At 55.1% G+C, this 25,687-nt stretch carries 27 protein-coding genes; 17 read left to right on the forward strand and 10 right to left on the reverse strand.

The features are described from left to right. The first annotated feature begins 12 nt into the window (after positions 1 to 12). The 3 genes from purQ (at position 13) to P0119_17730 (ending at position 3,014) form a co-directional block, all read left to right on the forward strand. Positions 13 to 708 carry a phosphoribosylformylglycinamidine synthase subunit PurQ gene (gene purQ, locus P0119_17720; GenBank protein ID MDF0667884.1) on the forward strand — a complete coding sequence of 232 codons (696 nt, stop codon included), beginning with the start codon at positions 13 to 15 and terminating at the stop codon, positions 706 to 708. Positions 709 to 948: 240 nt separating this feature from the next. Beyond that, complete coding sequence (locus P0119_17725; GenBank protein ID MDF0667885.1) at positions 949 to 1,251, forward strand: cupin domain-containing protein; 303 nt, start codon at positions 949 to 951, stop codon at positions 1,249 to 1,251. A gap of 296 nt (positions 1,252 to 1,547) precedes the next feature. Further along, positions 1,548 to 3,014, forward strand: coding sequence for a DUF4403 family protein (locus P0119_17730; GenBank protein MDF0667886.1), 1,467 nt, complete (start codon positions 1,548 to 1,550; stop codon positions 3,012 to 3,014). A 9-nt stretch (positions 3,015 to 3,023) separates the two neighbouring features. Here the strand turns inward: P0119_17730 and P0119_17735 are convergent, their stop codons facing one another. Both P0119_17735 and P0119_17740 read right to left on the reverse strand, forming a co-directional pair. After that, positions 3,024 to 4,364: an ArsB/NhaD family transporter gene (locus P0119_17735; protein ID MDF0667887.1), complete on the reverse strand. Its 1,341-nt coding sequence runs from the start codon at positions 4,362 to 4,364 to the stop codon at positions 3,024 to 3,026. 325 nt (positions 4,365 to 4,689) lie between these two features. Further along, positions 4,690 to 5,262: a DUF882 domain-containing protein gene (locus P0119_17740; GenBank protein MDF0667888.1), complete on the reverse strand. Its 573-nt coding sequence runs from the start codon at positions 5,260 to 5,262 to the stop codon at positions 4,690 to 4,692. A gap of 352 nt (positions 5,263 to 5,614) precedes the next feature. On the opposite strand from P0119_17740, the gene P0119_17745 reads away from it, so the two are divergent. Next, positions 5,615 to 5,980 (forward strand): response regulator, encoded by a 366-nt coding sequence (locus tag P0119_17745; GenBank protein MDF0667889.1) that lies wholly within the window; start codon positions 5,615 to 5,617, stop codon positions 5,978 to 5,980. A 35-nt stretch (positions 5,981 to 6,015) separates the two neighbouring features. Here the strand turns inward: P0119_17745 and P0119_17750 are convergent, their stop codons facing one another. Beyond that, the gene (locus tag P0119_17750) at positions 6,016 to 6,870 is read right to left on the reverse strand and encodes a hypothetical protein (protein MDF0667890.1); all 855 of its coding nucleotides are present in this window, start codon (positions 6,868 to 6,870) and stop codon (positions 6,016 to 6,018) included. A 24-nt stretch (positions 6,871 to 6,894) separates the two neighbouring features. After that, on the reverse strand, positions 6,895 to 8,649 hold the full coding sequence (locus P0119_17755; protein MDF0667891.1) for a SagB/ThcOx family dehydrogenase: 1,755 nt from the start codon (positions 8,647 to 8,649) through the stop codon (positions 6,895 to 6,897). 190 nt (positions 8,650 to 8,839) lie between these two features. Here P0119_17755 and P0119_17760 point away from each other — a divergent pair, with 190 nt between their 5' ends. The 11 genes from P0119_17760 to P0119_17810 all read left to right on the forward strand — a co-directional run bounded on the left by P0119_17760 (position 8,840) and on the right by P0119_17810 (position 17,417). Continuing rightward, positions 8,840 to 9,262 (forward strand): hypothetical protein, encoded by a 423-nt coding sequence (locus tag P0119_17760; GenBank protein MDF0667892.1) that lies wholly within the window; start codon positions 8,840 to 8,842, stop codon positions 9,260 to 9,262. Positions 9,263 to 9,350: 88 nt separating this feature from the next. After that, the gene (locus P0119_17765) at positions 9,351 to 10,115 is read left to right on the forward strand and encodes a tetratricopeptide repeat protein (protein MDF0667893.1); all 765 of its coding nucleotides are present in this window, start codon (positions 9,351 to 9,353) and stop codon (positions 10,113 to 10,115) included. A gap of 194 nt (positions 10,116 to 10,309) precedes the next feature. Further along, positions 10,310 to 10,912: an acyloxyacyl hydrolase gene (locus tag P0119_17770; GenBank protein ID MDF0667894.1), complete on the forward strand. Its 603-nt coding sequence runs from the start codon at positions 10,310 to 10,312 to the stop codon at positions 10,910 to 10,912. A 13-nt stretch (positions 10,913 to 10,925) separates the two neighbouring features. Continuing rightward, a complete protein-coding gene (locus tag P0119_17775) occupies positions 10,926 to 11,678 on the forward strand; it encodes a hypothetical protein (GenBank protein ID MDF0667895.1) in 753 nt (250 codons plus the stop codon). Positions 11,679 to 11,768: 90 nt separating this feature from the next. After that, on the forward strand, positions 11,769 to 12,083 hold the full coding sequence (locus P0119_17780; GenBank protein ID MDF0667896.1) for a tetratricopeptide repeat protein: 315 nt from the start codon (positions 11,769 to 11,771) through the stop codon (positions 12,081 to 12,083). 29 nt (positions 12,084 to 12,112) lie between these two features. After that, positions 12,113 to 12,313, forward strand: a complete 201-nt coding sequence (locus P0119_17785) for a hypothetical protein (protein MDF0667897.1) — start codon at positions 12,113 to 12,115, stop codon at positions 12,311 to 12,313. A gap of 129 nt (positions 12,314 to 12,442) precedes the next feature. Beyond that, the gene (locus P0119_17790; GenBank protein ID MDF0667898.1) at positions 12,443 to 13,522 is read left to right on the forward strand and encodes a hypothetical protein; all 1,080 of its coding nucleotides are present in this window, start codon (positions 12,443 to 12,445) and stop codon (positions 13,520 to 13,522) included. 117 nt (positions 13,523 to 13,639) lie between these two features. Further along, on the forward strand, positions 13,640 to 13,924 hold the full coding sequence (locus P0119_17795; protein MDF0667899.1) for a PqqD family protein: 285 nt from the start codon (positions 13,640 to 13,642) through the stop codon (positions 13,922 to 13,924). Next, positions 13,896 to 14,342 (forward strand): lasso peptide biosynthesis B2 protein, encoded by a 447-nt coding sequence (locus P0119_17800; GenBank protein ID MDF0667900.1) that lies wholly within the window; start codon positions 13,896 to 13,898, stop codon positions 14,340 to 14,342. The genes P0119_17795 and P0119_17800 overlap by 29 nt, the downstream gene beginning before the upstream one ends. Then, entirely contained in the window at positions 14,339 to 16,297 is a 1,959-nt protein-coding gene (asnB, locus tag P0119_17805) for an asparagine synthase (glutamine-hydrolyzing) (GenBank protein MDF0667901.1), read from the forward strand. Before P0119_17800 ends, asnB begins: the two co-directional genes overlap by 4 nt. Positions 16,298 to 16,538: 241 nt before the next feature. Further along, entirely contained in the window at positions 16,539 to 17,417 is an 879-nt protein-coding gene (locus tag P0119_17810; GenBank protein ID MDF0667902.1) for a fatty acid desaturase, read from the forward strand. An 80-nt stretch (positions 17,418 to 17,497) separates the two neighbouring features. Here the strand turns inward: P0119_17810 and scpB are convergent, their stop codons facing one another. The 4 genes from scpB to P0119_17830 form a co-directional block, all read right to left on the reverse strand. Continuing rightward, positions 17,498 to 18,295 carry an SMC-Scp complex subunit ScpB gene (gene scpB / locus P0119_17815; protein ID MDF0667903.1) on the reverse strand — a complete coding sequence of 266 codons (798 nt, stop codon included), beginning with the start codon at positions 18,293 to 18,295 and terminating at the stop codon, positions 17,498 to 17,500. Further along, positions 18,292 to 19,098 (reverse strand): segregation/condensation protein A, encoded by an 807-nt coding sequence (locus P0119_17820; GenBank protein ID MDF0667904.1) that lies wholly within the window; start codon positions 19,096 to 19,098, stop codon positions 18,292 to 18,294. Before P0119_17820 ends, scpB begins: the two co-directional genes overlap by 4 nt. Before the next feature lie 82 nt (positions 19,099 to 19,180). Further along, positions 19,181 to 20,212, reverse strand: a complete 1,032-nt coding sequence (locus P0119_17825; protein MDF0667905.1) for a hypothetical protein — start codon at positions 20,210 to 20,212, stop codon at positions 19,181 to 19,183. 293 nt (positions 20,213 to 20,505) lie between these two features. Then, on the reverse strand, positions 20,506 to 20,970 hold the full coding sequence (locus tag P0119_17830) for a hypothetical protein (GenBank protein ID MDF0667906.1): 465 nt from the start codon (positions 20,968 to 20,970) through the stop codon (positions 20,506 to 20,508). A gap of 286 nt (positions 20,971 to 21,256) precedes the next feature. Between P0119_17830 and P0119_17835 the strand changes: the two genes are divergently transcribed. Then, on the forward strand, positions 21,257 to 21,634 hold the full coding sequence (locus tag P0119_17835) for a cupredoxin domain-containing protein (protein MDF0667907.1): 378 nt from the start codon (positions 21,257 to 21,259) through the stop codon (positions 21,632 to 21,634). Positions 21,635 to 21,711: 77 nt separating this feature from the next. Beyond that, a complete protein-coding gene (locus P0119_17840) occupies positions 21,712 to 23,202 on the forward strand; it encodes a methyltransferase domain-containing protein (GenBank protein MDF0667908.1) in 1,491 nt (496 codons plus the stop codon). A gap of 73 nt (positions 23,203 to 23,275) precedes the next feature. Here the strand turns inward: P0119_17840 and P0119_17845 are convergent, their stop codons facing one another. Together P0119_17845 and P0119_17850 are read right to left on the reverse strand one after the other, a co-directional pair. Next, a complete protein-coding gene (locus P0119_17845) occupies positions 23,276 to 25,360 on the reverse strand; it encodes a sugar-transfer associated ATP-grasp domain-containing protein (protein MDF0667909.1) in 2,085 nt (694 codons plus the stop codon). Next, entirely contained in the window at positions 25,357 to 25,680 is a 324-nt protein-coding gene (locus P0119_17850) for a hypothetical protein (GenBank protein MDF0667910.1), read from the reverse strand. The genes P0119_17845 and P0119_17850 overlap by 4 nt, the downstream gene beginning before the upstream one ends. Positions 25,681 to 25,687 lie beyond the last annotated feature (7 nt).

Genomic DNA, 25,687 nt, shown 5'->3' on the forward strand with positions numbered 1-25,687 from the left:
TCTTGTTGGGCTATGAAAATCGGCGTCGTTGTCTTCCCCGGTAGCAATTGTGATCACGACTGCGAGCATGTCTTCAAGGACGTGCTGGGACAAGATGTGACGATGATCTGGCACAAGGAAACTTCTTTGGCCGGTGTGGATGCCATCATCCTGCCCGGCGGATTTTCGTACGGTGACTATCTCCGGACTGGAGCGATTGCGCGGTTTTCTCCGGTGATGAACTCGGTGAAAGAATTTGCCTCCGGAGGTGGGTTAGTGCTCGGGATTTGCAATGGATTCCAGATTCTCCTCGAGGCAGGACTACTGCCGGGCACCATGTTGCGGAATAGGTCGTTGCATTTTATCTGCCGCGAGACCTGCGTCAAAGTGGAGAATGCTGCGACGCCGTTTACGAATGTGTGCAGGTCCGGACAAGTGCTCAAGATCCCGATCGCTCACGCGGATGGGAACTACTACACCGATCCAGTGACGCTAGCCGGGCTTCAAGCCAATGCACAGATCATCTTCCGTTATTGTACGGCCGACGGGAAGGTGACGCCGGAAGCTTGCCCGAACGGCTCGCTCGATAATATTGCCGGCATCCGCAATGCCGAAGGCAATGTGTTGGGCATGATGCCGCATCCGGAACGTTGTGCCGAATCGGTTTTGGGCAACGAAGACGGGCGGGCTGTTCTGTCGTCAATAGTAGCGGGGATCAAGAAGGTGTGAAGATTAGGAGTGCCTACTCGGTCCTTCTCGCCTCCTACGGAGCGTCAACTCAAAACGCTCACCGAAGCGATTCAGAAACGGTTCATCCCGAGCCTGAAGACCCTGCAGCACAATTTTCATCCACAGCGTCAGGGCATTCTCCGGAAAGGGACAACCTCTACCGCATCAGGGAAGGCGACTGCCGGTTCTCTATACGATTCAAGACAAGGAGCTAACCGTAATCCGAAATAACGTGGTTCAATGCGTTATCGTACCCATCAGAAATTCTCAGTGCCGCTCGACCGTGACCAGGTCGCGCAAGACTGGCACCGGCGGGGGTATTCCTGTGACCTGTTTACCGATCCTCCCGGCAGGGAGTGGAATGATTTCGTTCATTCGGCGAGCGAGCTCGTAACCGTTATGGATGGGAAGCTTAGGCTGACCATCGACGGAGAAGAGATCATCGCAGAGCCGGGCGACGAAGTGTTTATTCCGAAATCTGTTCGCCATTCCGTCAAGAATATTTCCTCCTCTATGACGCACTGGCTGTATGGGTACGATTAGAAGAAAAGTGTGCGAAGCACCGTTTCCACACAACGTGGGGCCTGTGAGATTTCGACCTACTACGGAACCCGGGCAGATCCTCCTCAATTTTAGGCCTGACAAATAGGTATCTGTTTCTGCTATCCTAGCGCCCGTTTCTCACCGCTAGACTCACTTTCCGCAGGCTTGAGACGGTTTGAGGCCACGCACCTCACTGTCGGTAGCCATCTAAAGGGGGAAAGTAGATGTTTCCTAATTCCAGAGGCAACTCTCTCGTTGTCTTATCCTTGTTGCTGTCATTAACGGGTTGTCTCGCTATGCCGCATGTCGTTCACCCACCGCCGCCGACACTACTGCCGGCAATCCCGAACCCCCTCTCGCCAACCACAGAGTCCACCGTCAGCTTTCCCGTTCAGGTGGACCTGTCGCCATTCATCCATGCTGCCAACGATGACAGCATGATTCCCAAAAAGTTCGATCATTGGAGGAACTCCATCAAGCATCCTAAAGGGGCCGAGTATAAGTATTATGCTGAGCGGGATGATTTTGCTGTGGCACCTTCAGGTTCCCCTCAAGCCATCGGCACGAATCCTGGGAGAGTGATCCACGATTGGTGGAAGGGCATCGAACCACTTAGTTCTAGTTTATTCATCAGCACAGCCCTTCGCTATAAGATTGGAGCCCATCCACTTCAATGTGGCGATGGCATCGAATGGCCTAAAAGAGCAACGCTCAATGGGAAGCTCACCGTTGGCATGACACCGAATTACGGCGTGTCAGCATCAGTAACCGGGGTGACGCTGGACACCATTGACCCTTGCAAAATCAGCATCACCGATACCGATGTGTTTCAGGAAGTCAAAAATCAGCTGACAGAGCGAGTACGAGGTGGACTGAGCAACGCGGTCGCACGTATAAACACGTTGACAGCCAGATCCCGGGTGGAAGATGTCTGGCACACGCTGCGCAACCCCATACAACTAGAACCGGACGCGTGGCTCCTGCTCAACATCGGTCACGTGTGGCGCAGCGGCTTCTCTTCAGGGGGTGGAGACCTCATCGAGGACACTATTCATATAGCCGCGAAACCAGTTCTCGTGTTCGGTGCCGAACCACCATCTGCTGGCGGGGAGCTTCCTCAACTTGAAACCGAACCGGCTTCCACTGGATTCCATGGCGCCGCTGATGCCCAGTTGTATAGCACGCTGCCCAGGACACTTGCGAACCGGCTGGCTTCCACTGGCTTCCACGTCGTCGCTGACATCCCACTGGACTATCCCTCGCTGTCCCGATCGCTTGCAACGCGGTTGCAGGGGAAACGTGTCGCCGTGAAAGGAGACTTCATTCACATCACCGATGCGGCCATTTTGGGCCGTGGTGGCAATCAAGTTGTTCTGCGGATTGCGTTTACGGGAGACGCCACCGGCCACCTGTATTTCGTGGGGAAGCCTGAAATCAACCCGTTTACCCAGTCCGTTCAGATCAGTGGCCTCCGCTTGGACCTCGATTCCGAACAGTTCCTCCAGAAGCGCGGCCCCGATTGGCTCACCCGTTCTTCCATCAGAGGACTCGTTACGGATGAAGCCGTGCTCGGTGTGGCTCCGGCGATCGACCGCATGCGTGACCTCCTGACAAAGGTGCTCAATCGAGCGCTAAGTTCGACTCTCACCACGTATGGGAGCATCGCCTCGGTACAAGGCATCGGCGTGTTCGCCGATGTGAACACTCTGTACGTTCGGGTGATGAGTGACGGATCACTCAATCTGAAGGTCGATGATAAGTAGTAATCCGGCTCACCGCAGAAACAGCAGCCAGAGGTAGATCGCACTAAGCGCCACGGACCCGACCATGACTGGAAACCCGAACTTCAAGAACTGCCAAAAGGTAATCCGGTAACCGGCTCTTCGCGCGATGTCCACGATCACCACGTTGGCGCTCGCGCCGATGATCGTGCCGTTACCACCTAAACAAGCCCCCAAGGCCAATGCCCACCAGAGTGGGATGATGTCCGGTTGATGGACCAAGGCGACGTACTCGGGAATCTCCGGATGTAGCGACCGGGCGAGATCGACGATCAACGGATTCATGGCGGCGACATAGGGAATATTGTCCACGACGGCGGAGAGGGCTGCCGATCCCCACAGCACCGCCATGGTCGACCCGGTGAGATTCCCGCGTGTCACCGCCACCAGTTGATCAGCCAGATAACGGATCACGCCCACTTTAACCAACCCCCCCACCAGGATAAACAGGCCGATAAAGAAAAAGATGGTCTTCCACTCGACTTCAGCCAAATAGGTCAACTCTTCGGCATCCTCCGGCTTTCGTCTCGCATGGCCGATCAACATGAATAGACTCGCTCCAAGCAGCGCGATCGTAGCCGGCTCCAGATGAACCAGAGAGTGGAGACAAAACCCCACGTTGACGACGATCAATAAGAACAGACAGCGACGCAAAAAATCCTTATCCGACACCGCTTCCCCTGAGCTCAGAGCGAGAACGGCCGCTCGCAGATGGGGTTCTACCGTCATCGATCGACCGAAGATGAGCCATATCGAACCCACGAAGACGGCCATGATGACGACCGCGATCGGTCCCATGACGAACAGGAAATCGAGATAGCTGAGATCGGCTTTGCTGGCGATCATAATATTGGGTGGATCACCGACGAGCGTGGCAGTTCCACCGATATTGGAAGCGAGGGCTTCGGTCAGCAGAAATGGGATCGGATCCAGTTCCAACCGTTTTGCAATCGCCAAGGTGACTGGTGCCATCAGCAGGACGGTGGTGACGTTATCGAGCATGGCCGATTGCCCGGCTGTCAACAGGGCCAGCAGGACCAGTAGGCGAAACGGCTTTGCGTCCGCGCGCTGCGCCGCCCAAATGGCCAGGACTTCGAAGAGACCTGTCTCCCGCACGATGTTGACGATGACCATCATGCCGATCAGCAGAAAGACGACGTTATAATCGACGCCGAATTCGTGGGAATAAAACGCCTCCTCCTGCGACACCACGCCGAACACGATCATTAACGCCGCGCCGGACAACGCCACAATCGTCTTGTGGAGCCGCTCCGTGACGATCAGCAGGTAACAGATGCTGAAAATGAGAAGGGCGACAGTGAGAGAAGACATCCAACTCCTCGGTGCTAAAAACGCATTGCTCAGAAATCCACACATTATCCGGTGCAGGTCGCGACAATGCAATCAGAGTCGGCTTTCTCATAGTTCACCCGACGCCATCAGGTCGAGCATGTGCTCATTTCTAAGCACGGCTGGAGCCGTTAGATAATGTGGTGTCCCTCGAGCTGACCATTACAACGGGACGACCTTGATCGTCTTGTGGAAGGCACAGAGTGGGTGAGCGATAACACCGGTTCGGATGCAATGACCGTCAAGATCCTTGTCATGAACCGATGTGTGGTAAGAAGGAAGGATTTGCTGCGCCCAGGAACGAGAACTACCAATGCCGAAAGGGGCCGGAATCCAAGTGCACGTAGCTGGAACGTTTGTAGAATCCGACCCCGCCGTACCGCAGTTCGAGCGCGGCCTGGCGAAGCTTCGTAGGAGGAACACCGGGGATTAGAAGATCGATCGCTTGTCCTTGCATGTGTAAGCTGTTTTTGGCGACATGTCGGTCTGTCCGAACCAACATGGCATTGTATTCGGGAGACCGAAAACCGGAAATCACACGAATTTCTTCCTGGATGCCGAGCTTGTTCTGCACCAAATTTACATGCTCCAGCACGCGCACGTCGATCGCTCCGACTTCACCCGTGTAATGGCAGCGCAGGAGGTAATTTACATCATCAAGGGCGGTAAGGTCATAGTTCCCGTCTTCGTCTCGGTAGGTGACATCCAAGCGCTCGTTTGTCCACACATTCACCAACGCCAGCCTGCCCTCCGGAAGCTCACGAGCCTGCACTGGCTGTGGACGAACCAATCGTCCACTCAGGAGTAGAGTCCCCACCAAGGAAACGTGGAGAAACGCACGACGAGTCCATGCCAATGTGGACTGATCTGTAGTGTTCACTGAGACAGCTCCCGTAAAGTATGGGCGGCGGTGATTACAAGAAATGGTGTCCTTGTAGCAAAAATCAATAACTGGGTCAAATAGGATTGTCCCTAGTCATAAAATAAGCCCAGCATTCCGTATGACGTGTATGTAAATTCATCCATTATTTAATTAAATCTGTATGTATTTGCCTTCGTATTTTATAGAATGAGCGCTGCCTGCATTACATCGGTGGGATTTCGGGTCTCGCCAACTATGAGGCCAATTGGACTCATCTATATTCCACCTCTTACACCTATTCCAAAATCATTTTCTTTCTAGACTGTGTCGCAGGCCCCAGGTAAGATCAGAAAAAATCGGTAAAGCATGTATGGCCACCATTCTCGTCATTGACGACGAACAATCCATCCGAGGGCTGCTGAAAGAGGTCCTTGTCAGGGCAGGACACCGTGTGCTTGAAGCGGAGGATGGACGCAAAGGGCTCACGCTCTACCAGAAGGAGCCGGTCGACCTCGTGATTATGGACTTGTTGATGCCGGAAACGGATGGTCTTGAGGCGACTCTTCAACTCACCCGCGAATATCTCGACGCCAAAGTGATCGCCATCACGGGAGCCCAAGGCGATCATAACTTCCTGGACGTTGCCAAGCTCTTCGGTGCGCGTCGCGCCTTTGAAAAGCCGTTCGACCTCAACAAACTCCTTGAAGCCGTCAAGGAAGAACTCGCCGCCGCCTGAAGATTTGGATAATGCCGGTCGCGTCCTGCGCGAAATTATTGTTTGCCCGCCAATTCTTTCCGCGCCAGGCCCCGCATCATCGCTGGATCGTTGTATCCCACTTCACTGAGGGCGTCCAGCAAATGCAGACCTTTCGAAGTTACCAAGTCCTTCGCCTTGGCGTAGTTCTTTGCGCTAAACCGGGCCACAGCCGCCTGACCGTTCACGATCTGACAAGCTAACACCTCGCCGTTCACTTCGAGCGTACCGCCTTGCTCGATCAGCGCCTTTGCCTGGTCTACAGCGATGCCATGCAGCTCGGCAAACTCTTGCAATCCCCCCGTTTCAACAAGCCGGCCGTCCGGCATGATGCAGAGTCGCTTGAAATGCGGTGACCAGTCCTTTCGGAAATCGATGTACTTGATATCTCCGCTTTTGGCTACGGCGCGATCCAACATTCGGTAATCCAGCCCCAAATTTTTCTGCTGCAATCTGGCTTGCAACTCGTCCGGGAGCCCTCTCCGAAAAACCTCCCACGCCGCATCGATCATCGACAATATTCTGGATCGAGCCACTTGCTCCGTCTCGGCAAACTGCATCAAGTCCAGTGTCCAGGTTTGTTTCGGCTCTTGGCCGGTTGGGTCAATCCGGCAGGCAAATAATCCTCGAGTGAGGATGCCGCCGACCTGCGGATACACATAGGTTCCACCTCTGGTCAGCAAGGCTGTCATCGTCTCAGGTGGGACATCGTAGCTCTCAGACAGAATCTTGGCATGGGCAGCAAGATCCTCCGGTTCCGTCATCGCGCACAGGGTGACATTTCCCGGAGCGTCGAACTCCGAATAGTCCTCGACAATGTTATAGAGCACCACCCGCTTCGGCTTGTCGGCCTTCTTCTTGATCTTGAACATGAACTACCTCACGGCCATCGAGGCTTATGAACGAGGCCCCAGATGATGGTACGGTGGCAAGGTCTGCAGACGTCGATCTTCCACCGGACCACCGATCGTAAAATGATAAAGCGATTGCAAGGTTAAATTCTTGATCGCGACGATCTCGTGGACCGGGTCATCGAAGAAGCAGCCGATTCCCGTTGCCCGCACTCCTGCTGCTTCCGCTTCCAGATACAAGACCTGCCCGAGCAATCCCGCTTCCCAAAACATGCGTGGATACCACCAGGCCCCTCGCTCCCGCAAGGTCCCCTCGAACTCGGCCAACATGCCGAACGAGAAGGCACTGTCGCCGGCAATGTCCTGATGGCAACTGATCTGCGCCGCGAGTCTCTTCGCGTCGCCTTCGAGTAGCCAATAAAGAGGCAGCCCCTCAGGACAGTCCGGCGCCATGGTCCAGGTCAGTTCTGGATTCATTGCCTGCTGAATGAACGACAACCTTCTCCTATCCCGCACGAGAAAATACAATCCCGGCGTGAGGCCATCGACTCGATGGACGAATATTAGAAGATGAATTATTGGATCATAGGGCCACACATCCCATGGTATGGGCCGTTCCAACTGCGGAAGTTCAGCACACGGCATGACCCGTTGCATCATGTGAACAAACGTGGCTGCGGAAATTGATGTCTTGCCGTCAAACGCGACGGCGCTTCGGCGTTGCCGGATGATTTGACCGGCCGATGGAGTGTGAGGAGTGGATAGGAAGGGGTGAAGAGCATTGCTCGGTCGCAGGCTCAAAGAAACTGAGCTCCGGTTTGCTTCAGTTTTCCATGAAGCCTCGGCTGCCTCATCGATAATGTCCCAATGGACCCCGTGCTCGTGACTCAATCGATTCGCCTTCCCATGCCATGCTCCATTGGCTAGCTCCTTCACAATCGCCGTATCGAGAAACAGCGGCACCTGCACTCCTGCATGTTTCAGGTCCAACGCCTCCCGTGTTACATTCCCAGGAGGCCACACGACTGCCAGACAGTCGGGGTGTTCCGGTTCCCCCCCTCCAAAGTCTTCCTTGCGGTCTGTCCCGAGCAACGTCGCCACCGTGTCTTGGTCCACACTATCCAGCAGGGTCATGTTCCAGCCAAGTGTGGCGGCGGCGATCCTGGTGCTTCCGATCGCATGGCCTACATCGTGATTGCAGTAGCGGAACGCCCGCTCACCATACTTCCAGGCTTCGCGCCAATGAATCGACGTGAGTCCAAAGAGGAAAACATTCTGAGGAAAAGGCCTCAGGAGACGGTCAACCAAGTCGGCAGGAAACTCAGCCCGCCGCTCGAGTCCATGTTCTTTTGGTGCATAGTGATACAGCCCCGGCTGTAGATCGAGCCATTTGGTCTGAGACAAGACCACATAGCCTTCTGTGGGATGCAAGTTTCCGGACGAGGGATTACTCCGCAGCGCCCATTCCGACTCTCCAGCCTTTTTCCAGGCCGACAACGCAAGGGCATATTCAAAAAATCGAGAAAGAGTTCGTACGTTCACAGGCTGACTCGTCACCGTCCGCATTTCGTAGATCGCTTCATATGCAGGCGACAACGGTTCCTCATCGACCTTGAGCAATGGCAAAGAGATCAGCTCAGTCCCCTCAAACCGTCGGAATGGATCCGGTTGATTCACCCAATCAAGATATCCAAGAGACCTGGCGTAACGGTTGAAATGGTGTTTAGTTTGCCTGTGATAGTGAATGACCCGATGAAGGAGATCGGTTCGTGCAGCTTGAGAAGAGGACTTGGTACTCATTGCGGATCAGGCAGTCTAACGAGATAGATAAAGGAAAGTAAAATGGTGTAGCGTAGTTGGCAGACCTGCAGACCTGGCAGCCTGATCTATGCACTATCTCGTGGAAGGAGGAATGGAACCGGGTGTGACTCATAATTGACCTGTTTTCCCAACCCAGTTTATGCTGCAAGAATATACTCCGGGATAGCTCATGCGTTTCGATCCAGCCCTTGCTGCTCAAGAAGCTTTTCGCCAAGCGGAAGCTGAACTTGCCTCCGACTGGGAAACGGCTGTTGAGTTGGAAGGAACGTTTTCTTGCAACGCCGGTGTAACCGCGAGGGAAGCATATGAGGGTTTGTTAGCCCTTGCACAGCGCTATCCTAACGCCCATGCTTTCCATGCCTTCTGTGTCTACATTACCTGGCAACAAGTGACAGAGGAGACAATCGCGCGTCACTTCGAGACCGGCCTGAAATTGTCTGAGGCCTATCTGGCTTCTCATGATGGCAAGAATACTCGAGACATCGAGTGCATCACGGAGTTGCATGGCTCCTTCCGAGCTGGTCTCGGGCTGGAGGAACAAGACGAGCTGCAGGTTGAATATAAACGAGACACGCCGAAGGGGGGAGACTGACTCAAGCCGTATCTCGTGAAGCGTCGTTCTCAGCTCACTTCGGCCATGGCTTCATCCTGCACTTCACGAATAATGCTTCACGGTTTCCATGTCTGACGATCACAAACATCGCGCGCGGATTTTCCTTCATCGTGGCGACCTGGTCCAGGCCCGCGTAGCCTGGGAAGCAGCTGTGGCCGATGATCGGACTGTCGGCAGTCAGCAAGCGCTGTCGGATTCTCTTGGGAACCTCGGCAACACCTGCGCACTCATGAACGATTTTTCACGTGCGGAACAGTGTTATCGAGAGGTTCTCCAGATCCAACGGACCGAGTGTAATCTCACCGCCGTGGCCCATACCTTGGTCAACCTCGGCAACCTGCATATCGCATCCGACTATCCGGTGAAAGCACGTCCGTACTATCTCGAGGCCTTGGATCTTCTGCACCAATTACAAGACCACCGCGGCCTCGGCATTCTGTACAACAACCTCGCGCTGCAAGAGGCTCGTGAGGGCCAGTGGGATCAAGCTGTTGCGTCATTCAAACAAGCCCTCGATCATCACCGGACGGTCGGCAACGAAGAAGGGCTTGCCGTTACCTATAGCCAACTCGGCAAATGCTATCTCGACCAGGGAGACCTCACCAGAGCTGAACGCTGCTTGAACAACGCCTCGGAGCACTACATCAAGCTCGGCAATGAGCCGGCGGAGGCGGCGGTGCTCCGCCTTCTCGCCAAGGTTTACGAGACCAGCCAGGATGCTGTCTCCGCTCAGCGCTGTCTCGCGCGTGTGGTGGCGCTCGACGAACGCTATGCGTTGCCGGAGCTTCAAGCCGACTCCGCCCACCTCTCCAAGCTTGGTCCATCCGGATAGTCCTATCACCCGTGAACTCCATCCGCTCCGTCCGTTTTGACCGTCGTCCACGTTCTTTCATTTCCGATCACTCCGAACTGCGCGACCTTCTGGACAGAATCCGATCCTCTGCTACGTTTGAAGCAGCACACCTGGACGCCTGTTGATCAAGTTTCACCGCACACAAGCCGACAGGATATTGACGTGGAGACAGGATGGCTTCGCTCGCTCGACGATTCAGTGTCCTGGTATTCGGAACGATGATGACGGCGTCCTTCGTCCAGGCTGCAGACATCTCCCCCACGATCACTGTCGGCACTCAGGAAGTCGGACTCACCGCCGGCTATTTGTTCGGCCACCTGCTGACCGACCGTCACACAACCCAACAGCAGGGACCGGCGCTGATGCCGTCATGGATGATGACGCTCACCGATCCCGTCGGCGATAGCTGGTACCGAGGACAGGTCTCACTTGGTGCGGAGATGGTCTACGTAGAGTTCCAAGAACCCCTTCTGACACACGGCGTCGGTTTTACACCGAGAATCAAGTACACCTTCGTCGCCTTGGGTCGTATCCGCCCGTACGTGGAATTCGCCGGTGGGCCATTCTGGACGGATCTTGGCGGACGTGTTCGCGAAGAAGCCACTGAATTCAACTTCATGCTGACAGGGGGGGTGGGAGTTTCATGGTTTTTCACGCCACGCCTCGCCCTCAATGTCGGTTACCGCTTCAACCATATCTCCAACGCCGGTACGGCATACCCAAATCTTGGGCTGAATGCAAGCCTGCCCTTCGGCGGGTTTTCATTCTATTTCTGAGGAGACGATGATCATGACAATGAATGGGTTGCGATGGTCGGTCCTGAGTCTTGGAGGGGTCATGCTGTGCGGTATGACGGGATGCACCCGATGGATCGACGTCAACCCACCCTCAGTCGGTCTCCAAGAGACTATTACGCACTCGCTGCCCGATGATGAGCGGGTCCCGCTCGTGACGAATTCATTTCGGCTCTCAAGAAACGGGGCGTCGCAATATCCTTCCATCGACCTCGAACGGCGGATCTTAAGCAGCATCCAAGAAACCAGTCTGTTTTCGACATTAATGCCTCTGGGGACAAGGTCCGATTCGCTCGGAGACAAGCTCGTCTCGGCGCGCATCACCGTCGATGAAACCATCGAGCCTCATTCCTGGGGTTCGGCCTTCAAAGGCATCGTCATCGGGGGATCCATGTTTCTCCTCTCACCGTTCATCGATCTGGAATATGGGTATGCCGCGAGCGTCGCCCTTGAGCTCGAACGTTGGGACGGCCACATCGCGCGCTATGAAGCTCGCTCCTCCGGTACGGTGTATTACAAGTTGTTCGGCGCCACGCCCGTCATGCTCGATGAGCTCAAGGGACACGTGACGGAAGCCTGTCTCACCGACCTGACAGCGCAACTTGTTCGTGATACCAAGCTCTATCTGGCCAGCAGTGCACCGCTCCCAGACACCGGTATTCGCACCGTGACTGTGAAAGCCAAACGACCCGCGTCCACACAACCCACGCGTTCTCTTGTTCCCATCGCGACGACCACAATCCCATAAGAAGACTGGAGTCCCTCCAACCAACGTCTCATCTGGCTGATGATGCCGTTCCAGTGGTATAGTACCGCCTGAGCACTGGAACCACGATCGATGGACATTGACACTTTTCGTCAAATGGTCGCCAAGAATCCTAATGGATTCCTCGGCCGCTATGGACTCGGGAATAAGATCCTTCAGGAGAACGGCAGCGTCGAAGAAGCTGTCGAGCATCTTACTGTCGCCACACAATTGGATCCGACGCATGCTGTCTCTCATCTGATGTTAGGACGGGCGTTGATCAGACTGGGAAGGAACGGCGAGGCCAAGCCTATTCTTGCAGCCGGGATAGAGGCGGTACTTTCTGGACGATCCAACGGTGGCAAGGACCTGGTGCCGGAGATGCAGGAGCTGCTATGCTCACTATGAAGGAGCCCATATCATAAAGGAGGCTCTGCGTGAACCTCGAGGATGCCAGGAAACGGATCGACTCAGCCATCACCCAATATGGACAACATGCTGCCCCCGCCATTGACCTCGTCATGGCAGAAGTTCGCTCCGATATGGGAGCGGGAGCATTCAATGAATTGATTGAAGAGTTCGATCTTGAGCTGATGTACAACATTACCCCGATGGAATCGGACCACTCCAGCAGTTGAACCACGTAGGGCGATCGATAGGCGAAAGGCACAGGTGTCCTTTCCCGTACTATTCTGCGGTTTTCTCGCGTTTCACGCTCGCCTCGCTGAGTCGGCGAAGCGGGTTTCACTTTGTACTTCGTACTTCGCATGCCGCTGATCTGGGCTGCAATCTCAGGACATGGATTTGGTCATGCCGCCCAAGTCGTGCCTGTGCTCAATGCGTTGGGCCGCCTTGTGCCCAACCTGCGTGTTCTTCTACGTACCACCGTCCCAACTACATTTTTCGTGGATCGGCTTACAATTCCATGGGAAATGAGCCCCGTCCAACAAGACGTCGGTTGCGTCCAAGACGGGCCTATGACAATCGACATGGAGGCGACCTGGGATGAACACCAGCGGTTCCACAGGACGTGGGACGATCGGCTTCGGACCGAGGTCGCAGCCATGCTGGTGGCTCATCCAGATATGGTTCTGGCCGATACCCCATACCTCGCGCTTGCCGCTGGAAAGCTAGCTGCCATTCCGTCGGTCGCGCTCGTCAGTTTTACCTGGGACCTCGTTCTATCCCAGTACGTCGCTCCCTCATCGATCGACGCCCGTCCGATCATTCAGGCGATTCGACATGCCTATGGCCAAGCCGATCTTGCTCTGCGAATCACACCCTCCCCCAAGATGGCAGGCTTTTCGCGATTCGTCGATATTGGACCTATCGCCGAACCGGCGCCTCCGGCGCGCAAGCAACTCGCCGGACTTCTGTCCCTTGAACCAGGGGAACGGACGGTGCTTGTCGGTTTTGGCGGGATTCCGCTGGAGTCACTCCCTTTTAGAAAATTGGAGTCGCTGAGCGGCTACCGTTTTCTCTTCGATGGTTCTGTCCCGTCTGAGAGCAGGCGATTCATCTCCACCAAATCTCTGCTACCCTCGTTCAAAACGGTGATGGCCTCGGTCGATGTCATCATGACCAAACCAGGCTATGGAACCTTGGCCGAAGCTGTCGCATTACAGACTCCCATGATCTATGTACGGCGGTACAACTTCGCCGACGAACAGCCGCTGGTGGACTATTTGCATCGGTATGGAAGAGGCGTCGAACTCTCCATGAGCGACTTCACACAGGGCCGGTGGCCGGCAGCGCTCAAAGAGGTCTTGGATCTCCCACCAACAACCGCGCCTCCGCCCGCGACCGGAGCAAGTGAAGCTGCCGCACTGTTGGCGAAGTTGCTGTAGAACCGCTCGGCCTCGCTGTCACGTCCACGCCGCTCATGCCGCCGCAGACATCTTGACAGGTTAGTTACCGGTGACTATCGTGTGAGCCGCAGCTCTTAAGGGCAGGGATGAGGTTCCATGCACCTTCGTATTGCGCACAATGTGGTATTTCGTGAATTGGCTGGCGAGTCCGTCTTATTGAATCTCGAAACCGGGACCTATTTCGGACTGGATGCCGTGGGCACTCGTATATGGAACCTTATTGCCGAACAGGGTTCGACCTCATCGGCCATCGATACCCTCCTCGCCGAGTATGATGTGGATGCCCCACGGCTTGAAAAGGACGTTACGGCTTTGATTGATCAGCTCTTAGCCAAAAGGTTGCTGACGACCGATGCTGAGCAAACTCCGCCGGCTCGCTGATTTACCCCTGATCGAACAGGCGCTCCTCCTGCAATTGACCGCGTTGTCACTTGGTCTGCGAGTCGCCCTCTCCTGTGTTCCCCTTCACCTTATTGCGTCCTTCATATCACGCGCTGCCTCCTCCTCTCCACTTGGTCGTATTCTCACGCCCCATGCGCACTGCGCGACAGATCGATTGGTAGTGTTGGCCGATATGGCAGCAGCGGTGAGCCACAGAAACAGTCGCTGTCTTCCACGCACGTTGCTGCTCTTCTGGTTATTGCGAGCGAGACGCCAGCCAGTCTCAATTTGTCTCGGGGTCAGCAAGAACCAGACTCAGCTGGAGGGACATGCTTGGGTTGAGCAAGATGGCGTCCTGTTGGGCGACACATTCTCGTTGGTAAACCGCTATGCACTCATGTTCCGGTGGCCCGCATGAGCGGTCTCGTCGGGATCTATCACCTCGACGGCAGACCTGTTGAACTTGCCCTTCTGGAGCGTATGACCTACCAGGTGGCCCACCGAGGGCCCGATGCGTCAGATTGCTGGGTCAACGGTCCAATCGGCATCGGCCACGCAATGCTCCAGACCACGCCGGAGTCGGTCTATGAACGTCAACCGTGGCTGGATGAGTCCGGAACTATTTGTTTGGCATTGGATGGACGGATAGACAATCGCGAAGACCTCCTCCTTTCCTTCCGTAGCGCCGGCGTTCATCTTCGCACCGACACCGACGCGGAACTGATGCTTCGTGCATATCAGCGCTGGGGTGAACATTGTCCGGAACAGGTCGTCGGCGACTTTGCCCTGGTGATCTGGGACGGACCACGTCGACAGCTGTTCTGTGCACGAGATATTCTGGGGTTGAAACCTTTTTACTATTGTCTGTACGGAGCCAGTTTCTATTGGGCATCGGAGATTCCGCCGTTCTTCGAGCGTGCCGCCGTTCCCCGACGGCCAAACGAGGCGATGATCGCTGAATTTCTGAGCAGCATGGTCGTCACGAATGCCGAAACCCTGTACGAAGGGATCTCCCGGCTTGAGCCGGCTCATATCCTCATTGTCCGGGCTGGTCGGATCGAGACAAGGCGATATTGGACGTTCGACCCGGGGCGCCGGATTAGATACCTGAACGACGACGACTATGCCCGGCATTTTCTCGATCTCTTCGAAAAAGCCGTACGCTGCCGCCTTCGCAGTCACAGGCCTATCGGCCTTGAATTGAGCGGAGGTCTCGACTCCTCATCCGTGGTGAGTGCCCTTCAGGCAGTCTGTCGGCAACAGCCTCAAGATCACGATCTCTTCCAGACATTCTCCCTTATTTTTCCTGGCTTGCCCTGCGATGAACGCCCATACATCGACGACGTCGTCGCACAGGGTTCCTTCCTTTCGCACCACGTCACCCCAGAGACGCCAAGCCTGGGTGACTTTGTGCAAGACGTGCTCCGCTATCAGGATTTTCCCGACCATCCCAACGGCATCATGAACGCCCCGCTTCGGCGCTCGGCACAACGACAGGGCTGTCGCGTGCTGCTGACAGGGTCCGGGGGAGATGAATGGCTGACCGGAAGCTTCTTTCACTACGCCGATCTCTTGCGCAAACTCAAGTTGAGATCGTTGCTCCGACGCCTGCGAGGCGATCACCAGTGGCACTGTGAACAGCTCTCATATGACCTGTTCTCCCTCCCTCTTGTGCAATTCGGTCTCCTGCCGCTGATTCCACAATCATGTCGAACTCTTGTCAAACGGCTCCTCGGACGAACGAGCATGCCGGACTGGATGTTGCCGGCAATGTGGCGCCGAACGCAGATGCAGGAACGCCTTCGCCAGGCTTCCTACGTCCCTCCTGATTGCAGCTATGCACAGCAAGACCTATTCCGATCGACGATACACGGTCTCGGTGTCCACGGAATCGAAATGGATGAACGCGCTTCGTCCTCCTTCGGCCTGGAAAACCGTCATCCATTCAACGATCGACGGCTCATCGAATTTGCTCTTGCTTTGCCGGAAGAGCAACGGTGGCGGAACAGGCCCAAGTTCATTCTGCGTCACGCCCTTGGAGAAATGCTCCCCGTATCGGTACGCGAGAGAGTCGACAAGGCTGACTTCTCCTGTATCTTTGCCCATACGCTCATCGCCGAACCGATGATGGCCATATTCCGTTCATTGTCCGTTTCCTCTATGGGATGGGTTGATGGTGGTAAGGTGTGGGCCGACTACCAGCTCATGGCGAACTGTTACAGAAGGGGAGACGAGGGCTATCGATTTTATGTCGCATCGCTCTGGATGATTTTGGGAGTCGAACTGTGGTTCCGCAGTATCTTCCTGAAGCAGAGCATCGATATCCATCTGCCGGTCCTTGATATGCCCTCGTCTGCATATTTCTCCTGTTGATGGCATGCCGAGGTGTCCGGTTGATGTTGGGCGTGATCTGTCCGGTGATGTTGTGCGGATGGTTCAGCAGCATGATGTGCAAGCTATACAGGGCTTTTCAGTGGTAGCTATTTCTGCCATGTCCTGATAAAGTACACAAAGTCACATTGCTCGGATCATCGCGCCCGATGTCTGAATGGCAACTACGGCATAGTCTCAACATCTGAGTGAATAGAGCATAGTCCCTCCTGCATACTCACTTATGGCACCATCTTCACAATCCGCCAGCGTGCTGCGGCGTACCTATCCTGTCTACGTGACAGTATTCCTATTCAGTCTGATTGTGGCGAGCGCCCTTATTGGAGTGCCGGCATTCGGCATCGTCTATGGCTACACCTGGGTGGACTGGACCATGTTTGGTCTCCTCTACATCATCAGCGGACTAGGCATTACGGTCGGCTACCATCGCTTGATTTCGCACAGGAGTTTCATGTGCCCCGATTGGGTCAAGGCTGGATTACTCATCGCCGGGGGATGGGCGCTGCAACAATCGGCTCTGCGGTGGGGAGCCGACCATATTCGCCACCATGCTGCCTGCGACCAAGACGCCGATCCCTACAACGCTCGACTAGGATTCTGGCACAGCCACTGCGGATGGCTCTTCTCCGACCAGCGCTACTCGGATGAGAAATACGCGACTCGGCTCCGGCAAGATCCGGTCGTGATGTGGCAACATCGCTACTATACGGCTATCGTCCTCTCAGGTTTGGCATTCCCGTTCCTCGTGGGCTTTCTCTACGGTGGGTTAGACGCTGGGATTGGCTGTTTTATGCTGGCTGGCGTCGGTCGAACCTTTGCCGTGCTGAATTCGACCTTTTGCATCAATTCCGTTTGTCATCTCTGGGGGAGCCAACCGCATAGTCAAGCGGATTCCAGTCGCGATAGCTGGCTGGTTTCGCTCTTGACCTTCGGCGAGGGGTACCACAACTATCACCACACCCATCAAAGCGACTACCGAAACGGCCCGCGCTGGTATAATTTTGATCCATCGAAATGGCTTATTTTTTCGCTTTCACTTCTTGGATTAGCCTGGTCGCTCCGCACCGCCAATGCGGCCGATCTCAGATCTTCAAATCTCTAGGTGGCAAGCGGATGTGGAGGAGCAGGAGGCCAGTTCGAAAACGGGGCGTACCATCCTGATCTCACAGGGGAATTCGTTGGCTATGGAGCGGTAGGGAGAGGATCCAATACCTCATCGAGAGGGGCAAACGTTTGAAGTTCTTGGTCCGGTGAAGGTTCCTCAGCTGCCGTGAGAGTCTCGATCGCTCCGCCCTCAGCCAGAACATCCCTATCCGCCATCGGAAGAAGTGATTGTTCTGCCTCACCCAGTTCCTTGAATTCCCGAAGTGGGGGGAGCTGCGAGAGATCGCTCAAGCCAAAATGTTCAAGAAAAAATTTGGTCGTTCCATACATGATTGGACGGCCGGGGACTTCCTTACGTCCGACGATTCTCACCAGTTTTCGCTCCAACAGCGTGCGCAGTACACCGGAGGTTTCCACCCCACGGATTTCTTCGATCTCCGACCGCACCAGCGGTTGCTTGTAGGCAATGATCGCCAATGACTCCAGCGCGGATCTGGAGAGTTTTGCCGCCGTCTTGGCCTTGTCCAGCTTCTTGATCCAAGAGCCGTAGTCCTGCTTTGTGACAAGACGATACCCGCCAGCGACGACAGCCAGTCGCACTCCGCGCCCTTCCTGCTCAAGCACCTGACCGAGATGTCGTAACGCCTCTTCCACTTCAACCTTCGACACGTTCCCCATCACGGACACAAGACGCGTCAAGGACAGCGGTTCGGACGAAACGAAAAGCAACGCTTCCAGAATCGCCTGGAGCTCGCCCAGCCCTTGTACCAGATTGTCGTCGAAGCTCTGGTCATGAGTCGATCCATTCATCTCACCGATACTCATGGCGTCGGCTTCCGGCACAGGATGAACCACATCCACCATCAGTGGAGTCATGCTCCCCTCCATTCTAGATCGACATCATCAAGCTCTGCCGGATCGGGCACTAACGAGAACGTCCTTGAAAGCAGAATCGGTCCGAATGTTTCCCCTTGGAATACACGAACAACACGCAATCGCATTAATTCAAGTAACGCCAGGAACGTCACAACGACCACCATTCGATGGCACGATCCCTCGAACAGTGCCGCAAACGAGACCGATTCTTTGCCTTCGAGCATTTCCAGAACGAGGTTCATCCGCTCGCGAACCGTGAGATTGTCGAGAACAATCTCGATGAGCTTGCTACCCGGATTCCGTTCCAGCACTTCTTTAAGCGCATCGACGAGGTCGAACAGCGAGACGTTCTCTAATGGGAGATCCTCCTCAACTTCTTCGACTGATTGAGCGTGCTCATGCCAAAAGATCTCGCGCCACAGCGTTTCCTGCCGGTCGAGCTGACGTGCCGCCTCTTTGAAAGTCTTGTATTCGAGCAAGCGTCGAACGAGTTCTTCTCGTGGGTCCGGCCCATCTTCGTCGTCGTCGGCCACCTCATCCGCCGGCAACAGCATTCTGGACTTGATCTGCAATAACGTCGCGGCCATGACTAAAAAATCACCCGCCACGTTGAGGTTGAGTTCCTCCATGGCTTCCAAATACTCAAGGTACTGTTGGGCAATTATCGCGACGGGGATGTCGTAGATGTTGATCTCATTCTTCTTGATGAGATGCAGCAGTAAATCCAATGGTCCCTCGAAATTTTCGATGCGGACCTGGTACGGAAGCTCGATTTGTTCAAAATCCTCGGCCTGTGAGTCCACGACGTCGTTATATCAACTTATGGGGGAACGGGCAAGCCTGAACCTATATATTGGGGACAATCGAATGTTCTTCAACTACTCTTCATTTGAGTCTTACGGCATATGCGACAAGCAAGGCAGCCACGATCAGAAAGGCTAAGGTGAGAGCATACTGTCCATTACTGGCCTGAAACAAGCCGACAGGCTGCGCTGAGTCAGGACGCTTTGTTCGGGCTAGAAGCGGTGCTTGATCGAAACGTGCCTTTGCAAGGTCGTCTTGTTGGCTGAATTCAGCGTTTGAGAAATCCACTGATCCTAGAAACTGAGCAGCGGAAAATACCGCCTCATTTTCAAAGGCCGCAAACCCAAAAAAAGTCTCCCGGCTGAAGATCGCTTCACTGAAGCTGACTCGACTTTTGAAGCGACTCCCGGAAAATCCGGTCCCCATGCCGAACCTCGATCGCTCGAACGTAGCCGGTTGCTCGAAAGTCACTTCTAGAAATTCTGCCATGCCGTCGAAAAGCGCCCCGGTACAGTCCACCGAACCTCGAAACGTCGATTGATGAAATCTAGTGCTGGAACCAAACTTGGTCTCACGACAGTCCATCTGCCGGACGAACTGTCCCTGAACGAAATAAGTTTCCTTATCAAACGTGGCGGCGGATAGTTCGACTTGTTCATGAAAGATTGACCGCGAGAGATCTACTCCCTCCCTGAAATGGGACCGGGAAAAGTTCACCGGTCCTTCAAACCGAAGCGCGCTGTCAGCTGACCGATGGCGCACTGCGCCCAATACCAGGGAATCTCTTAGGCTCAGTGCTTTGCGAACGAGTCGCTGTCCGTCGCCACCGATACGATCTTCTTGGTTCGTTATCTCCGGCGTCGGTAACGGTGAGCGTGACGTTGCCTGTACAGCAAGGTGATCGAAGCTAAGATCGCCGCGCACAATCACACCACGAAGATCGACGGGACGCCCCTTGGCGATCGCATCCATGATTGCTTCGCCAGGCACCGCATGGGCTTCCCGCTCAGCCGGCGTACAGGTGGACGAAAGATGGAGCACAAGACCGGCGTCAATTCCCCTCGCGGGTGTCTCGGCAACGCACACAGCATCGGCTTCGGGTGGAGTTGCCATAAGGGCGCTTACAATCGCCATTGCCACATACCAACGGGACCATCTCCGTTTCCAAAGCCCGACATCTGTTCCACATAAGCAAAGGCGAAGCAAGATCCTGTCCGTATTGCAAAGGGGAAAGCACCAAAATGTTCTGGAGCTAATGAGACACCGCCGCTGGAGTGAATCGGTTTCAACGGCGGTGTGTAGAGGCAATCAACGCAGACCTAACGTCCCTTGCTTCCGCCAATGGTGAATTGCATCGAACGGGACGCATGATAGATGCAGCCGGGACGATCACTAAAGGACGAGTATCAGCTGTGTCGGTAATCGTCGTCCAACAAATCGTCGGACTTATCAATAAGCGTGTCTCTGTCGTCATCGGCGTCGAGGTCCAATTCTTCTTGGACGTCGTCTTCTTCGATCTCGCCCTCCATCTCCAGGTCATCGCTGACGATGTCATCCTCATCGTCGAGATCGGCCTCCCCCGGTTCCATGGGCATGGCCGGTTTAACTGCCACGGACTTGGGTGGAGCCACATCCTCTTCACCAGCGAATTTCTTAGCGGATGCGCTCGGTGGACTGGCCTTGGGCGCGGCCTTCTTCACACCTTTGCCGGCCGCTTTCTTGGCGGGCTTTTTCTTCGAAGCCGATTTGGATACTTTGACAGCCGCACGCTTTTTCACGGTTTTCTTGACCGCCTTCTTCTTCGGCGACGGTGCCGCTTTTTTCGCCCGCGACGATTGTTTCGCTACGGTTTTTTTCTTCTTGTTCGCCATTCCGATTCCTCCTCTTCGTTTCAGCGCGGCGCAACGGCCTCCATCTAGCATGAACGAACGGGCTCTTGCAACCACCCCGATCTTGATTTCCATCGATCGGCCATTTCCGGCTTTCAACGGACCCAAAAGGAGAAGGATCTTGCCAGCAGATGAGCAAGGTGGAAGGATTCCCGAACGCTCCGCCTCAATCCCATGCTATTATGGTCAGAGCGCCTCGAAAACGAGCCTGAATCCTCTTCGTCCCCGGCTCTTACGAACAAACCGTCTGGCAAGGATTAACCCCGCCGTGATCCGAGTACGCCTCGTGACGATTGCCCTAGGGATCGGAGCCGCCGCAGGTGTGCCGGCCCTCAACCTTTCGACAACCACGCAGATTCTCATGGAGAACGGATCACCTTATTACGTTCCTGCCACCGCCACCGTGGCCAGCGGCACACCCATTCGCTGGGATAATCCGACACCGACCCACCATACCGTCACTCACAATGACTGCGTGAAGGACGAGAGCCCGTGCCTATTCGATTCGGGGACGATCGCACCGGGCGGACACTTTACTGTGCCGAGCTTGCCGGCCGGTCATTACCTCTATCACTGTGGGATCCATCCCATCATGCGAGGTCAGCTGATCGTGACTGACGATCTCTCAACATTGTCTCAGTTGTGACTACACCGATCATCATCTTGCACGATTGCTGATTGCTCCTGTAGGCTGCAAGAACTCATCGCCAAGAGTTGCTCGCCATGAAACCCGCTGCCGCCGTCCATGAACCCTGGAACTTGACCGGAGAGACCCTGAGCCTCCTCGCCTGGCACATTCCCGACCTCGTTGCCTATCACCATCAACCAGACGAATGGTGGCTTGCGCCGCTTGATGACAACCTGCCGCTTATCCGGCTGAACCGCACCGGTCTGGACATGCTCAAGGCCATGAACGGCCATACGACTGTCGGTACGCTCGTTGAACAATATGGCGCGAAGCTCTGTGGACCGGACGGGCAACCGGGGTTATGGCACCTTGAACGATGGGCTACGCCGAACTATTCCCTCTGCTATTTCGGGACTGCCCCACCAGGAGGCCATCGACACAAGGCCAAGTGGGATACCCTTCTGCAACAGGTCCGCGAAGGTTGGTCGGGGCGGGAAGGGTTCGAGGGTGAGGAGCACCTGGAAGAATTCCATCGTCACGAACTTGGCCAAAGCGAAGAAGATGACAGTCATTTTGACTTGATCGAAACCACCGTCTCACATCTTTTCCGTGAACCGAGCGAAACACTGGCTGGCTTGACCTACGGGCGGCTCCTCATGCGGCAACTGCGTCGACTTGGCTGGTTTAATCCCAAGCCGAAAGTCCTACTGGAGATCGGCGGGGGACTTGGCTACCTCGCGCAGGAGCTTGGCAAGGACCTGTTGCCCTTTGAAAAACAAGGAGTTACATACCTCTCGCTCGACATTGCGCAACCGTTCCTCAAACTCCAAGTCACTCGAGCCAAAGCCGGTGGTTGGAATGTCTCCGGCGCTCGGGCCAATGCCGAATCGCTCCCCTTCGCCGATCACTCCATCAACCTCGTGATCGACAACGAGAACATGGCGGACATGACACCAGTGCAGCTGGACAAGAAAGAACTGATCTGCGGAATCGGAGAAACTGCACAACATCAAGAGGCGCTGGATTGGATCAGACGGCTCCGCCTCCCGATCGAAAGCGACCCCCCTGAATCGGTGATCTTTAACTTAGGACCGATGCGCTTCGTCGCCGAGCTGTGGCGCGTGCTCAAGCCTGGCGGACGAGCGTTTCTCACCGAGTTCGGCATTGAGGACGGATGGCCCGCGCCCGTAAAGCTGCCGGGACATACAGAATACGAAGTCCAATACAGCCACCTGCGGCAAGCCATACGTTGGCTCGGTTTTCAAGAGCGGTATCTTTCTCTTCCGCAATTTCTGGGACTCCAGCCGGAGACGAAAGTCCTCTGCACCGGCGCGACGTACACTATCCAGAGATTCTGTCAGTCGATTAGCCGCCCCTTTGCGGTGCGTGCCTATACCGAGAAGGAGTTGCAACAGACCTTGGGTGACATGCTCCCCAAGATTGAAGGCCTCCACTATCACGACCTCGCTGATCCTGCATGGTTCGGTCTCCAGGACTTCAAAGTGCTGCTGCTGGAAAAGCCAGGCGGGGCGCCGAAAGCCCAATTCACCGAGAACAAAGGCTATCGCTGGTATTCGCAGAAGTGAACCGTGGCTCTCAGCCGTTCGCAATCGGCCTCAGCTCAATGTGTACAATAAATCTCATAGCCGCTTCTTAGACTTATCTGGCACGCTCATTTCTTAGTCGCTCCCAGCCTAAATCAGCAAAGCAAGGTCCTTGCGTGGCTTCGTTGAACTTCAGGCCGGGGTAGCCCCCGTTCCATTCCATCACTCTGACATGGTTCTCTCGATCTACTGCGACATCCCAGCCAATACAGCGGACGTAGAGAACCTTCTTATGTAGTTCAGTCACGGTCTGAGTACAGGCTTTAAATGCGGGAACAATATTTCCGGCAAATGGGACGTGACTCGTTGAGTGCGCCCTGAGTTCATGCCAGTCCGAGGTGTAACCGACATCACCAAACGCACCACTTTTCAAATCAATTGATACCAGAATCTGGCTCTTTGATTGTACGTGCGTGTCTGCTCCGCTCCCCAACCTCAGATTGCACGCCCGAACGGAGACGGTTCCGTTCTCCTCCACCACGGTCGTCAGCCGGATGGTGGCCACGGAAGCTGGAGCGAATTGCGCCATCGCCGCATGCTGGTCGATGAAGCTTTGGAATAGACCGTTCCCCAACTTTTTGACCTGCTCCACAGTGAACGACTGGGCGTCAAAGATATGGACGCCTCGCCCTCGCATGGACCTATTCAATTTGAATACGACATGATCATGATCCTTAAACAATAGATCTTTCACCGATTCCGGCGACACAGGCCGGTAGGTCGTGTCAAAAAAGAAGCCGTTCATGTACGAGAGGAGATCAGGAAAGGCCTGGCTCTGAAACATGAGCGTGTTCATGGGGCGCAGTTCATCGATCTTCCCATATGCGCCCTGCCATTTGGGAATCACGACGGCCCCAAAGTAGTTGTCAGGGATCCAGCCCTTTTTGAACTTCCCTGTCACTGCGGCATAGAGATACAGCCACGGAGCGTAGCGTCGATGGCCGAGCACATCCATCGCATACTCGTCGCACGACTTGAGGGTATGGCCATCCGTCTTGCCTCGATAGCCCTCAAGATTCTTGAGTCCCGTCGTCGCTTCGTTGATACACGAAGCATGAAACTGGCGATTCTTCCAAGTCCCATACGCCACGTTCACAAGCCATTCAACATTGAGAGGCATGGTGTCGTTCTCCCTTGGAATCAACCTCAATGGGTTGCTTGTCGGACGCAATGCAGGTTGCGGCTCCGGATCTCCTAGCCTCATCGCGAGGTCGATCAGCACGCCTTCGCGTAACCCTAGATCGCTGACCAGCACGCTCTGTCGTCCAAGCGCCTCCATAATCGTCCGAATAATAATCGCGCCGGCGGCGATGACTTCTTCACGGTTCCGTTCCAACCCCGGCAGACCTACTCGCTCAGCCTTGGTTCTACTGAGTAGGATGTGTTCAAGTTCTCGAATCGTCTTCAGTTCGAGCACATAGTTGTGGATTCTGGATGGTTCGTACGTCGAAAGCTTCTGGGCCATGGCAGCGAGACTGGTAATCGTACCAGCGGTGCCAACGAACGTCGATTGCCAATAATCGCCCATGTCTGCAACGGCTGCTTTGGTTTCTCGTGCAACCCATTCCCTTGCTTGTCGTACTTCCTCATCAGTCGGAGGATCGTGGCTCAACATGCGCTCACACAGGCGGACGACTCCGATATCGATCGATCGCATGATGGGCTTTTGTCCTGGGCGATCGAAGATGAACTCGGTACTTCCGCCACCGATGTCCACTGCGAGGATGTCTGTCACATCACCCGGTAAACCGGAGCGAATGCCAAGCAAGGTCCGCCGCGCTTCTTTCTCACCTGAAATGACCTCAACAGCGAACCCGGTTTCTCGCTCGACACGTTCAAGAAACTCATCTCGATTCGCTGCATCACGCACCGCGCTTGTCGCTACGACTGCGGATGCTTCGATATGATAGCCGTCGATGACCTTCCGCCATTCTTGTAGACAGTGAATGACCCGATCCACTGCGGCTGGACTCAGGCGCTTGGTCTGATCAACTCCTTCGCCGAGGTGGAGAATGCGCCTATCAGATCGGACTTCTTGAAAAAATTGTCCAGGAGCCAGATCCGCAATCAACAAACGACAGGTGAGGGTACCGATATCGATACCGGCAAATCGTCGCGCGTGCTGACGAGGCTCGGTCATTGCTCGTTCCGAATGTCTTCCATGTCGGCTTCCAGTTTCTTTCGCGACTCCTTGAGTACCCCAACCTCCTTGACGAGACGCACGATCTCAGCGTCATACACGACCCGCTCGGCCGTTTCGCCCCGCTCCTTCATGTCGATTGCTCGCTCGCCGATGTCTTTGTATAGATCTGACAGTTGCTGGTTGAGCTTGCGGAGCTCCAGCCTCATGCGGAGCAATTCCGTCTCCTCTAATGCACGACCGGCAGCATGGACGGTCCCCAGGCGCAGCGTGGCAACCCCGGCTCGCAAGTCATCTTTTAATCGCTGGAGAAATCCCATCGGTGTC

This window comes from Nitrospira sp., assembly GCA_029194665.1.
Classification (GTDB): domain Bacteria; phylum Nitrospirota; class Nitrospiria; order Nitrospirales; family Nitrospiraceae; genus Nitrospira_D.